The organism is Candidatus Pelagibacter sp. HIMB1623 (assembly GCF_052047695.1).
Classification (GTDB): Bacteria; Pseudomonadota; Alphaproteobacteria; order Pelagibacterales; family Pelagibacteraceae; genus Pelagibacter.
In genome coordinates this window covers 1-13,463 of the sequence record NZ_JBNAJN010000006.1, presented here as the reverse complement: position 1 = coordinate 13,463, position 13,463 = coordinate 1, and the positions used below count along the sequence as shown (strand labels likewise).

The window sequence follows — 13,463 nt, the reverse complement described above, 5'->3', positions numbered from 1 at the left end:
AATAAAGGTATATGAAATTCATAAAAGTCTCTTATAATAATTTTATTATCTAGTTGTAATGCTCCAATTAATAAAGAGAACAAAATTAATAAAAAATAAAATGTATATAAAATAATTATTGCCTTAAAGTAGGTATTTTTTTTTATTTCAATTGAAATCTCATTAATTCTAAAAAATAAAATTGGAAATAAAAATAGTATGAGTAGCCCATTAATTAAAATATTGCCAATTGCTCCAACTTGATTTGGGAAAACAGGGACACAAAAAGTATAAATAATTATTAAATATGTAAATAAGTTTTTTTTTGTCATCAACTTTAAATATTTTAATTTAATAATTTTTAAATAAAAATAAATTCATCCACAATATGTTCAAATATATGGACAAAATAAATTTAAAAATTTTACCTGAATTTATTAATTATTTTTAAGTGATTATTTATAAATTTTTCTTTACTAAATATTAATTCTGCTTTTTTTCTACTATTAACAGACAATAAATATTTTCTCTTATCTTCTAATTGAGAAAAAGAAATTATTTTATCTGCAATATCTGAAGGGTCATTTGGGTTAAATAAATAACCATTTGAATGATCTACAAAAAAACTATTATCACACACCTCACTAGCTAAAACAGGTAGCCCACAAGCTATAGCTTCACATACTACATTTGGGAAACCTTCGTACAACGAAGGCAAGATAAACACAGAAGATCTTTGATATTTGTCTAAAATATCATGAGTTTCTGGATTTAATATAAATACATCATCTAAATTATATTGATTTATTAATGATCTAATTCTATTTAAATATTTGTTTGATTGATTATTCGAAAAATTATCACCAAACCATTCTATATTAAAATTAATATTTGGTGCTTTTTCTTTTACTATTTTAAATGCTTCAATCAAATTTATAACATTTTTTTGTTCAGAATATTTTCCAACACCAATAAAATTTATTTTTTTGACATTCTTTTCTAAAAAAATTTTTTTTGGTTTAAAGTAATCTAAATCTGTAAAATTATGTATTAAAGAAACTTTTTTTAACCAAGGAGAGTATTTTTTTATTGAATTGAGACCTGTATTGGAATTTACAATTACATGATCAGCAAATATATGCATGAATCTCATTAAGAAATTATTAAAATAATTATCATTTAAATAATTGTTTCTTTCAGATACGATTAATTTCCATTTTTTTCCAAAAATACTAGCCATTTCAGAAATAACGGATGGTGTTCTTAGATAAGTGATAACAACATCGTATTTTGAAGATCTTAAAAAATTAATTATTTTTATTATTCTTTTAAATTTATTCTTATTTTGTATATTGACATAATGAATTTTGTTTTTTTTTAGCTCATCCAAAAAAAAATCTCCAGGATGATAAGTAAGAATAGTAACTTGGTTATTTTGTGTTTTTAAAAAAGATGCTAAGTAACAAATTTGCCTCTGAGCTCCTCCAGCATTTAAATTATCTATAAAACATAAAATATTCATTTTTTTTCTAAAAATATGCTTAAACAATACAGTTTATAAATACTTCTTAAATTAGAGCTCGAAAAATCTTTTTTTTGTAAATAAATGTTCAATTTATTTTTATCAAAAAAATTATAATCATTTAATTTTAAAATTTGATCAATTACTTCTTGAGAATAATTATCATTTGTCAAAAATAATTGATCAAGAGGGACTCCAAATCCTTTTTTTTTACTTTTTGAAATTTCTTCTGGGAGCCAATCTTTTGCAATTTCTCTTAATATATATTTTGTTTTGTTATTTTGAATTTTATATTCTTTTGGAACTGATAACCCAAGTTCAACTAATCTATAATCTAAAAAAGGGGATCTTAATTCTATAGAGTTTTTCATGCTCATCATGTCAGTTTTTTTTAAAACATTACTTGGTAAATAACAGTTTAGATCTGTAATTTGAGAAACTGTTAAGTTGTCATATTTCTTGTTATATTTTAAAAATTGTTCAGCCTCATTAAAATTAAATTTATTATCTATTTTAAATTTATTTTCAAAAAGTTTACTTAAATAGTCATCAAAAGGATATATATGAGTCCACATAACTCTGGAAATCTTATTTAATTTTAATCTATTTGAAATGATTTTAATCTTTTGATTTGGGATCCTCGATAAAACCTTGCCAAGATTATTGAGTAAAATATCTGGTAATTTATTAAAAAAATTATATTTTGCTAATTTTAAATATTCCCTGTATCCACAAAAACTCTCATCGCCTCCATCACCTGTCAGCACTACAGTGGTTGAATTTTGAAAAACTTTTCTACATATTAAATCTGTAACGATTAAAGAAGGGTCAGCAAATGGTTGATCAAAATGCTGAATGGATGATTTAATATCACTAAGAGTTATTTGATCAATATCATGAATTTTTAATTTTAAACCTAAATGATTTGCTGTTTTTTTTGCTAAATAACTCTCATCTCTATCAGAATCTTTGAAACTGATGGTGTGTGCATTTAGATCTTTAAATCCTATTTTTGATACAGCAGCAGCAACCAGTCCTGAGTCAATGCCTCCACTTAATAATAACCCTACTGGAACATCAGAATTTAGTCTTATTTTTGTAGCATCTAGCAATTCTTTCTTAATTAGTTCCTTCCAATCAGTTAAATTATAATCATTATTCAGTTTCTTTGGTCTTGGAAACCAATACTTTTTAAATACTAATGTTTTTTTATCAAAGTCCCATACAGCATATTCGCCAGGATTAATTGATTTTATCTCTCTAAATATTGATAGCCAGGGTGGTACAAATCCTAAGGACAAATAAGCTGAAATAGCTTTTTTTGAAATACTAGTGTCTTTAATTAAATATTTTATTGATTTAATTTCGGATGAAAAAATTATTCTATTATTATCTTGAAAATAATAAAGCGGTTTAACACCAAGTCTATCTCTGACAAAGTAAATTTTTTTTTTAAAACGATCTACTATTGCAAAGGAAAACATTCCGTTGCAATTCTTTACCAATTTATCAATATCTCTCTCTAAAAAAATATAATAGTTTAATAATACTTCTGTGTCGCTGTTACCATTAAACTTTACACCTGATTTTATTAAAATATCCTTTATCCTAATGTAATTATAAATCTCACCATTAAAAATAATAGTAGTAGATTTATCATTACTTGACATAGGCTGTCTTCCATTTTTGCTTAGGTCTAATATTTTTAATCTTTTAAATCCTAACTTTAAATTTACATCAGTAAAAATTGTGCTTTCATCTGGACCTCTGTGATTTATTTGATTTAATGCATTTATAAAAAGATTTTCAGGAGTATTACTTTTTCCAGCTAAACCCAAAAAACCACACATTAATTTTTAATCTTTACCTATTTTTATAAAATTTATGATTATAGATAATAATAAAGAAATTAAAGAATGAAGTGTTAAAAAATAAATACCAAAAGGAATTTCATCAATTATTGCAAAAAAAGAGATTAAAAATAAAAATGTATTATGTTGATATGTTAAATGTTTCCTAAAAAAATAAATGAATTTAAAAAAAAAATTTAATTTAGAATTTTTACCCTCTATAATTTTTGTAAATTTAGAACCCGAGCCTCTAGAAAATTCAAAATAATTTTTTGTATTATTAAGTATCATTATTAATTGATTAAAAAAAACTGAACCCATTAAAACGATTCCCCAAATTAGGATATTTGGGTCACCATTACTTAAATAAACCCCAAGAGGGGCTATAAAAATAATTAACAAATCAACCAATTTGTCAAAAAAAATATCAAGCCACATACCAAATTTTGATTGAAGATTTTTAATTCTAGCTATATTTCCATCTACCAAATCTAATATAGAAAATAATTGAATTAATATTGCTGCAGAAAATAGTGTTAAATAATTATCAAAAATTAGAAGAAAAGATCCAATCATACCAAAAAATCCAGATAAAATTGTCACCTGATTTGGTGTAAAATTTAAAAAAAAAGGAGTTATTTTATTAGCTGCTCTTGAATAGATATCTTCAAAAAAATTATCTCTTTGGGGAACTTGATGTCCTTCTTTCATAATATTTTTATTTATAATAGTCCAAATACCAACTAACAAATTTTTTCACACCTAATTTAATTTCAGTTGTAGCTTTAAAATCTAATTCATGCATAAATTTTTTCATGTCAGCACAAGTATTCAGAACATCACCAGGTTGTAATGGTAAAAAGTTGATTTTAGCTTTTTTATTTAGTGCGTTTTCTAAAGCATTAATATAATCAAGAAGCTTAATTTCCTTATTATTTCCTATATTATAAATTTTCCATGGAGCTTTACTGCTTGAGAGATCTGGACTATCACTATTCCATTTTTCATTTGAGATAGCTATTGCATCAATGGTCTTAATTATACCCTCAACTATATCATCAATATAAGTAAAATCTCGAATATGTTTTCCAAAATTATAAACATCAATAGTTTTCTCAGACAGAATTGATTTTGTAAATTTTATTGGTGACATGTCTGGTCTACCCCAAGGTCCATAGACAGTAAAAAATCTTAAACCTGTAGTTGGTAAATTATATAAATGGCTATAAACATGTGCCATCAATTCATTTGATTTTTTTGATGCAGCATAAACTGACAAAGGGTGATTAGTACTATGATCTTCAGAAAAAGGTACTTTTGTATTTGCTCCATACACACTTGATGTGCTTGCGTACACCAGATGATCTACAGCAAATTTTTTACAACATTCAAGAATGTTTGCAAAACCCACAATATTGCTCTTTATATATGAGATAGGGTTTTCTAAAGAATATCTAACTCCTGCCTGCGCGGCTAAATTTACTACTTTTTGTGGGTTATATTTTTTAAAAACTTCATCAAGAGAACTTTGATCGCTAATATCTATTCTATAATGATGATAATTTAAATTGTTATAGTATCTTTTAACTCTATCCTCTTTTAAAACTTGATCATAGTAATCGTTATGATTATCTATTCCTATAACCTCATCACCACGTTCAAGCAAGCTCAAAGTTAGAGCAGAGCCAATAAAACCTGCGGAACCTGTTACTAAAATTTTCATTAACTTAAAATAAAAAATGTTTAATAAAAAAATTTATATTCTTTTCTAAATCGAATTTTTGTTTTATTGTAATTCTAGCATTTTTTGTGATGTTTTTTGATAATTCACTGTTTAAACAAAAATCGATTACTTTAAGAATATTATTAGCATTATTTGGGTTGATTATAAAACCATTTTTTTCATGATCTATAATTTCTTCAACAGCGAAAGTTTTGGAACTTAAAACAAAACATCTGCTATACATTGCTTCTTTTATGCTATTTGGAATCACATCAACTTTAGAAAAATGAAGATAAAATTGAGATTGACACAATATTTTATAAAGATCACCTTTAGGCAACCAACCTAAAAAATTTACCGAAGCATCTAATTTTAAATTTTTTACTATTTGTTTGAGATGTTTTTCCAAACTTCCTTTTCCAATTATATATAATTTTGATTTATTATATTTTTTTTTTATTTTTTCAAAATTATAAATTACACTTTCAACATTTTTATGTTTTTCTAAAGAGCTTACTGTGCAAAAAGTATATTTTTTTTTATTTTCAGATATATTTTTAAATTCATTAATATTTATTCCTCTATAATTACATACAATTTTTGTTTTGGTTCCTAAAAATTTTTTAATTTCATTAACCCTTTTTTTTGAGTGAGTAAAAACAAAATTTGCTCTTTTGGATGCAATTTTTGAAATTGTTAGTTTTTTTCTAAAGTCATAAGCTCCTAGAAATATTGATATTTTAGTATTTATATTTTTTTTTAAATTTAATAAAACTAGACTTGGGTAATGCCCCCAAAATAAATGAATTAAATCAGGTGGATTTTGATTTATTTTTTCACTTATTAAGAGAGCTTTAGGTAATAATATAATTTGTTTAATTCTTTCTAATAAAGCGTCGTTTGATAATAAAATTAATTTTATAGATTTATAAAAATTTTTTGAAAAGAAAATTAATCTTATTAAAAATGCATAACTAAGATTAGTTTTAAAAACTTTTATCTTGGCATTATATTTAGGTAATTCTTTATGTTTACTTGATCTTAGAAAATACAGACTCAATTTATCAAAATGTTTAGAAATTTCTTTGTTGTCGTTAACTTCGAAAGGGCAATAAATAGTATTTTTCACTCCAATTATTGCACAAGTTTTAATTTTACTCATTTATTAATTTAAGATTTTTTGAAGTTAGTATTTGATAGAAAAATTTTTTCTTTAAAACTTTCTCTATATTCTTTTTTGGTATTTATTTCATACCAATCTTTGTCATTTAATATTTGATAATTTAAATTTATATAATTAGTTATTTTTCCAAAGAAAGTATAGCAACTTAATTTTGAAAATTCTTTATTTGAAAATGATTTATGAATCATTTTTAATTTATTAATCATTCTCAAACTTAATTTAAAAGGTCCTACAACATCCAAATCAAAATTATTTTTATTTATATCAATAGTAATTATTTTTTTTTTATAAATTTTTGCTTTAATAGGTCTTATTTTTTTATTTATTAAGGGTTTTCTCAAATAAACAAAGTTATTTTTTTCAATATTCATGATATTTGAAATTTTTCTTTGATTTAATATTAAGTCTGAATTTAAAACTAACACATCATTTTTTAAGTGTTTTAAGGCTAATGAAAATGAATAAGCACACCCTGTTGTTTTATATTTTTTATTAAAATGAAATTTAATTTTAAATGGCAATTTAAGATTTAGAATATAAGATTTTAAGATTGAACTTTTGTAACCTAATATAAAGTGAATTTTACTAATTTTTTTTTTATGAACATAAAACTTATCTAGCTGGTGTTCTAGAATCGATTTACCATGAATTTTCACCATATTTTTAGTAATAAATTTTGTTAAAATACCAAGTCTTTTTCCCATCCCAGCACAAGGTATAACTAAATCAATTTTTTTATGATGAGCCACCATCTAAAAAAATTGTCTGTCCAGAAAAGTTTTTAAAATTTAAACATAGTGAAATTGATACGGCTGCTACATTGTCTGGAGTGGTAAGTTTTTTTGTAGGAGTTTTTAATTTATAATTTTTAAAATATTTTTCTGAAAATTTTGATGTAAATTTTGTTTTCATTAAACCAGGTGCAATACAATTAATTTGGATCTTTTCTCCAAATATATTTGTAAGTGATTTTGCTAAATTGTTTAATGCTGCTTTTGAGGCAGAATATGCAACATTACTTCCAATGCCATTTTTTGAGGCTATTGATGAAATCAATATTATATTTGAATTTTTATTTAACTTTGGCATTAAATTGTAAATAATTCTATACTGAGATAAAAGATTAATACTCACATATTTCTCAAAGAGTAATGGTGTTAGTTTTTTGAATTTTTCTTTTGGAACAAACATAGTGTCTGAAGCATTCAAAATAATTGCGTCAAGTTTACCAGGGATTTTACTTGTAGCTTGATCAATAGATTTCTTTGAATATAAATCTAATTTAATAAATTTACAATTTAGGAATTTTTTTTTTAATAAATTCGTTTGAATTTTATTTTTATTGAAAGTTGAAAATACCCTCCAACCATTATCAGAAAATTTTTCTAAAATAGAATATCCTATTCCTGATGTTCCTCCTGTCAGAAAAAGTTTTTTCATCGTAAAATTTTATTTATAGAAATTAATGTTTTATAAAAATTACTTGAATTATTTTTTTTATCAAATTTTTTTAGGTTACTAAGGTTTGATTTGTATTCTAAATTAAGTTTTTTGTTAAAATTGCCATTTTTGATGTTCTTTATTATCTTTGTCATTAATTTATTTTCTCTTAATTTATCTTTCTTAAAATAATTTAAACTACTCATAACTCCAAATCTACATGTGGGTGAAGCTTCATTTTGCCAAATTTGATGAAGTCCTACTTTTGAGGCTCTATAAATCTGATCAGCAATTTCACCTGACCCATATAAATCCATTATCATTACTTTTTTATTATACCCTTTTTTAATCAAAAAATTGAAACTTTCCTCAAAAGTGAAAATTATTTTAGGTATTACGTACTGTTCCAGAAATAAGTCTAATTCTGTCTCTTCACTTAAATTAGTATTCATACTTTTATCTAATGCAAATTTTAAATCTTTGGATAGCTTTTTAATTATTTCAAAATTTTTTGGACTTCTTGAATAAATTTTTGAATAAAATGCAGGTATCTTTTTGTTTTCTAAATATAGTTTCCGCTGTGGTGGACCGGGTAATCTTGGTGCAAGCAAAAACCAATTATATTTTTTGGAAATTTTAATTTCTTTAAAATACAAAGAATATCCATGAGCTACAATGATTGTAGATCCAACTTTCAGATATTTAATTATTATTTCTTCATATATTTTTTTATGTAAGTGATCGGGCAGGAGAAAAAATATAATATCAGATTGTTTTGCCACATATTGGAATGAATATATTTTAAATTTATCTTTTATTGCAACTTTAGAATATTTATCCCTAACATTTGCAATTAATACCTCATTACCTGAATCTCTTAAATTTAAAGCATGAGCTCTTCCTTGACTGCCATAACCAAATATTCCAATTTTTTTTTTCACAATAAATTGCTCCTATCTATTATCTGCCAGTTATATTTTTTTGCACGTATAATCAATTCTTCTTGAATTAACCTAATATTTCTAAAATGTTTAACATCAACTTTTCTCAATTTGTGAGTTTTATTGTTATTAATCAAATTTGAATGTTTTTTCTCATCTTTAATTATGAGTAAAATTTTTTTATCAATATCCTTAAACTCTGATAAACCTGGAATTATATTTACCCCCTCTATAATTATTGATGTACCCTCTCTATTTGCTCTATTTATTGCATTTTGAAACATTTTTTTTAATGGAATTGATTGTAATACCAAATTTTTAATAGGTTTCTTTAAGTTTGTTTCAAATGAGTGGGTATAAAGATTTATATTTTTTTTTTTAGAAATAAAAGACTTTGCCATTTCTCTAATGAAACCAGATCCAAGTTTATGAATTATCTTATGTTTTATCATTAATTGATAACTAAATGATGACTTTGTTACTCCCGAAGCTCCACCAATTAATATTATTTTATTTTTGAATTTTTTCATTTATTTACATTTTTCTAATTAAATCAATTACTCTTGAGCTATATCCAAATTCATTATCGTACCATACTAAGATTCTTAAATTATTATTTTTAATCTCAATCCATCTTTCATCTATTATTGTGGAATATTCGTTTTCAATAAAATCCTTTGAGATACACTGATCTTTGTTGAACATAAATATTTTATATTTTTGATTTTTAATAAAATTTTTAATTTCAAAAAGTAATTTATTTAAATCTATTTTATCCTTAAAAGTAAGATAAATATAAGCTGAAGAGACTATTTGAGTGGGAACTCTAAAAGACATTGAAGAAATTTTTTTTAGCATCCCTGGCATGACATTTTCAATAGCATTAACACACGATGTCTTTTTTGAAATTAATGCTTCAGTGGATGCCCTACCTAAGCTAAAATTTTCAACAATTTCTCCTGGGTATGCAAATGATCTAGAGGGGCCATCAACCAAATTCTGATAACCTAGCCAAGGATGGAGTGTTAAAATTGATCCATTATTTATTTTAAAATTATTATTTATCAAGTTTAAAATTGGACCAATTGCAACAGCATCACAAATAGAGGATGAAACTAAATGATGTTTTTTATAATTAAATTTATTCTCATTTACACCGAAAATTATTTGAATATCAGATTTTTCATAAGTGTGAGTTATGATTCCTTTTAAATTATTTTTTTTTATTAATTTCTGTAATTGATTGTGATTTTCTTTAATGCCAGATGAGTCTATTACAATATCTAAATCTTTTGAAAATTTATTATTATATAAATTTTGATGTCTGGTAAAAATTATTTTTTTTTTTCCAAAAATGATTTGATTTTTTTTAAATTTTTTTATTTTATTTTTTAATGAGCCATAAATTGAGTCATAGTTCAATAAATAACAAAAACTATCAGGGGTTAAATAAGGATCATTAATATGTGTAAGTTTAAGATTTTCGTCTAAAATAATTTTTCTAATTAAACATCTTCCAATTCTTCCAGCTCCATTTATTGCAATTCTCATAGTAATTTTAATAGTATATTATTTACTTTCTTTCAATTGAAATTACCTTGTCACAAAATTTCAAAATTCTTTCATTGTGAGTTATTAGTATAATTGTTTTTGTTTCTTTTAATTTTAGTAAATTTTGCAAAATTTCACTCTCAGTTGATTGATCTAATGAACTAGTGGCTTCATCAAATATTATAATTTCAGGATCTTCGTATAATGATCTTGCGATAACAATTCTTTGGGCTTGACCTCCTGAAATTTGTAATCCTTTCTCTCCAACTAAAGTTTCTATTGAAAGTTTTGATATCTTAAAATCATTAATTAAATTAGACAATTCTAAGGCTCTATTAACTCTCGTTTTATCTATTTCATTTTCTGGTATGCCGATTGCTATATTTTTTTTAATTGAATCATTTAATAAAAAATTATTTTGCGGAACATAGCCAATTTTAAGTTTAAAAATATTTGGATTAATTGATTTTCCATCAACAATTATTTCACCAGAATCTGGTTTTAATAATCCAAGCAAAATGTCTACAATTGTGCTTTTTCCACTGCCACTTTTGCCTACAATCGCAGTTATAGTGTTTTTTTTAAAACTAATGTTTGTATTAGTAAGTATATTTTTTTCTCTGCCTTTAACTTTATAGTCAAAGTAAATATTTTTTAATTCTATTTTATCATTAAAATTTATATTTTGAATTTTTGCATCATTAGATACATGTTGAAAATTCCTCTGATTTTTATAGTCGTTAACCAATGTCTCTAAGTATATTTTGTTAAATCTCATTTGTTGAACAGCACTTATAATTCTGTTTAACGAAGGTAAAATTTTAAATCCACCCACCACGTAAATTGCAAAAACAGGTAGTAATTTTGACAAATTTACTTCACTTAATATAAGCAAAGCCATTATTGAGCCAAGTATAATAACTCCAAATGTTTCTAGTAATAATCTTGGTAAAAGTTTTACTCCTTCCAGAAATAATAAACTATTATTAGATTTTAAATTTGCCTCTTGATAAAGATTATAAAAAAAGTTTTGTTTTCTATAAAATAATATTTCTTTGATTCCTTCGAATATTGTTGTTGCATATTTTAATTTTAACGTTTCATTTAATTGTTTTTTTTTTCCATGATCTTTTAATTTTAAACTAAATTTTTTATAAATTAAAATTGAAATTACAGAAAAAAAGAAAGCAATTAACAAACCGTAAATTTGATAAAAAGCTAACAATCCAATTATCCCTATAAATAAAAATGCCTCTGTAATGAAATAAAATGATGGAATAACAAATCCTGTAATTACAATCATAGAGTCGTAATTTATAGCTCGTATAAGTTTAGAGGAATCATTTTGCTTATGAAATAAGTAGCTACTATTAATATATTTATTTAACAAAGTTGTTGCTACTTTATTTTGTAAATATAGAGAATATTTTATTTGTGCCCAGCTCAAAATTCCAATTAAAAAATTTTTGATGATAAAGATTGCGATCATCAAAATTAAAATAACTATTAAAAATTCACTCTCATTTAAATTATTTATTACCTTAATATCATATTCCTTAATACTTAATACAAAAGTGGGGTCTATAATAATTTTAAGAAGAGGAAATATAATACCTATTCCTAGCATTTCTAAAAAAGTGATAATTAAATTTGCAAATATAAAAAAAAAATAATATTTTTTTTTATTTTCGGCAAAAATGTTTAAAAATTGATTTAAAGAACTTAACATACCTTCAAAATTTCTTATTGAATATTAAATAATTTTTAATTTTATAACAATTAATCGAAGAATTAAAATCTAATATCTGTGCTCAATCTATACCTTATTATTTACATCAACCAAAGTTTTATATAAAACAAATTGATTGTCTTTATTAAAAAAATTTGACGTAAATGTATTTTTTGTTTTTTTTTTTGAATCAAGTAAATCAAGAGATTTAAAACCTTTATAATTGTTGAAAATATCTACCTTAATTTCAGTAGTCCTGTTATTGGCAATTTTTTTTCCATTTTGTGTCAACATATCAATGTTTATATTAAAATATAATATTGGAATATTTGTTAACGCTAATTCAGAAAAAGTCGAAGATGATATGCTATCAATTAAAATTAAATCATAATGTTTAGAAATCTTTATTAATTCAAGTTTAGAATCCAAAATATTAAATTTTTTATTTTTTTTTAAATAAAATTTTTTCAAAGGATACTTTACATCTATTTTACCAAAGTTATTAGCTAAGTGGTCTTGCCATTTATTATAATCGCTTATTTTGATACTATTTTTTCCATTTAAGACTGGACCACCAATTCTCGCAGGAACATATAAAATTTTTTTTCTATCTAATTTTTTAAAATTTATTTCTTTAATATAATTAGAAGCATATTTTGAAAATTTATTTTCTATTCCAAGAATTTTATAATTTTGCTCATTTATACCAATATAATTATCATCAAAATTTATTTTTTTTCCAACTGGAGTCAAATAATAATCACATAAATAAAAATCATCATATTTTAGAGCATTATAAGAAACAAAGCCAAATGTAGGTATATGATTTATTACACATAGCTTTGATTGAAAAATTTTTTTTTTAATTGCAAGCAACCTATTTTGAAAAATGCCCAAAGATCCACAAATAATTATATTATTATTTTTTTTTAATAATAATTCTTTTTCACATGTGATTTTATTTATTATAAATTTAATATCATTAAGATTTTTGTGATTTATTTTGTTTATAGTTAATAATCTAGAAACCTTTTTTAAAAAAAAATTTTTTGTATTGTTACTTAAATGTATTTTGCAATCTTTATAATTTAAGAGAACTATCTTGTATCTATAAATAAAAGAAAAAAATATCAAAAAAAATTTATCTTTTGTTGATAAAGGAATACTTTGGCCTAAAAAAAGTTTTTTCTCAAATTTAAAAAAGGAAAATATCGTTGAATACAGCTTGTATAATAATAAACTAAAAAAACTATTTTCTTTTAAATCATAAATATATTTATTATTTCTTTTTCCAAATTTGATTACCTGATGATATTCATTTTTTTTGAAATTAACTGAATTAGAATTTTTATTTATTTTTTTATTAAGAAAAAAATACATCAATTCATGAAACAATAATCCAGCAATGTTTGCTTCATTTTTTTTTTTTATTTTTTCTATACCTTTATAAATCTTCATTAATTCATTAAATATTGAAATAGAAAATTTTTCATTCTTGTAGATATAGTTAATTTTCATTTTTAAAGAATTTACACAGTCAAATTA

Annotated in this window: 13 protein-coding genes; all 13 read right to left on the bottom strand. The window is 23.2% G+C overall.

The annotated features are described in order from the left end of the window. The coding region (locus ACTTBN_RS03100) for a hypothetical protein (RefSeq protein WP_440680926.1) at nucleotides 1–311 on the bottom strand (311 nt) is incomplete at its 3' end. A gap of 92 nt (nucleotides 312–403) precedes the next feature. After that, complete coding sequence (locus ACTTBN_RS03095; RefSeq protein ID WP_440680924.1) at nucleotides 404–1,501, bottom strand: glycosyltransferase; 1,098 nt, start codon at nucleotides 1,499–1,501, stop codon at nucleotides 404–406. Then, nucleotides 1,498–3,351 carry an asparagine synthase (glutamine-hydrolyzing) gene (gene asnB, locus ACTTBN_RS03090; protein WP_440680923.1) on the bottom strand — a complete coding sequence of 618 codons (1,854 nt, stop codon included), beginning with the start codon at nucleotides 3,349–3,351 and terminating at the stop codon, nucleotides 1,498–1,500. The genes ACTTBN_RS03095 and asnB overlap by 4 nt, the downstream gene beginning before the upstream one ends. Nucleotides 3,352–3,357: 6 nt before the next feature. Continuing rightward, nucleotides 3,358–4,062, bottom strand: a complete 705-nt coding sequence (locus ACTTBN_RS03085) for a CDP-alcohol phosphatidyltransferase family protein (RefSeq protein ID WP_440680922.1) — start codon at nucleotides 4,060–4,062, stop codon at nucleotides 3,358–3,360. Nucleotides 4,063–4,069: 7 nt separating this feature from the next. Continuing rightward, complete coding sequence (locus ACTTBN_RS03080; protein ID WP_440680921.1) at nucleotides 4,070–5,074, bottom strand: NAD-dependent epimerase; 1,005 nt, start codon at nucleotides 5,072–5,074, stop codon at nucleotides 4,070–4,072. Between the two features lie 4 nt (nucleotides 5,075–5,078). Then, on the bottom strand, nucleotides 5,079–6,236 hold the full coding sequence (locus tag ACTTBN_RS03075; protein ID WP_440680920.1) for a glycosyltransferase: 1,158 nt from the start codon (nucleotides 6,234–6,236) through the stop codon (nucleotides 5,079–5,081). 8 nt (nucleotides 6,237–6,244) lie between these two features. Further along, a complete protein-coding gene (locus tag ACTTBN_RS03070; RefSeq protein WP_440680919.1) occupies nucleotides 6,245–7,009 on the bottom strand; it encodes a sugar phosphate nucleotidyltransferase in 765 nt (254 codons plus the stop codon). After that, complete coding sequence (locus tag ACTTBN_RS03065; RefSeq protein ID WP_440680918.1) at nucleotides 6,993–7,697, bottom strand: SDR family oxidoreductase; 705 nt, start codon at nucleotides 7,695–7,697, stop codon at nucleotides 6,993–6,995. The genes ACTTBN_RS03070 and ACTTBN_RS03065 overlap by 17 nt, the downstream gene beginning before the upstream one ends. Beyond that, complete coding sequence (locus ACTTBN_RS03060) at nucleotides 7,694–8,638, bottom strand: NAD(P)-binding domain-containing protein (protein WP_440680917.1); 945 nt, start codon at nucleotides 8,636–8,638, stop codon at nucleotides 7,694–7,696. The genes ACTTBN_RS03065 and ACTTBN_RS03060 overlap by 4 nt, the downstream gene beginning before the upstream one ends. After that, nucleotides 8,635–9,168, bottom strand: coding sequence for a hypothetical protein (locus tag ACTTBN_RS03055; protein ID WP_440680916.1), 534 nt, complete (start codon nucleotides 9,166–9,168; stop codon nucleotides 8,635–8,637). The genes ACTTBN_RS03060 and ACTTBN_RS03055 overlap by 4 nt, the downstream gene beginning before the upstream one ends. Nucleotides 9,169–9,172: 4 nt before the next feature. After that, nucleotides 9,173–10,189 carry a glyceraldehyde 3-phosphate dehydrogenase NAD-binding domain-containing protein gene (locus ACTTBN_RS03050; RefSeq protein ID WP_440680915.1) on the bottom strand — a complete coding sequence of 339 codons (1,017 nt, stop codon included), beginning with the start codon at nucleotides 10,187–10,189 and terminating at the stop codon, nucleotides 9,173–9,175. A 22-nt stretch (nucleotides 10,190–10,211) separates the two neighbouring features. Further along, nucleotides 10,212–11,918 (bottom strand): ATP-binding cassette domain-containing protein, encoded by a 1,707-nt coding sequence (locus tag ACTTBN_RS03045; protein ID WP_440680914.1) that lies wholly within the window; start codon nucleotides 11,916–11,918, stop codon nucleotides 10,212–10,214. Nucleotides 11,919–12,005: 87 nt separating this feature from the next. Further along, nucleotides 12,006–13,436: a hypothetical protein gene (locus tag ACTTBN_RS03040; RefSeq protein ID WP_440680913.1), complete on the bottom strand. Its 1,431-nt coding sequence runs from the start codon at nucleotides 13,434–13,436 to the stop codon at nucleotides 12,006–12,008. Between the last annotated feature and the right edge of the window lie 27 nt (nucleotides 13,437–13,463).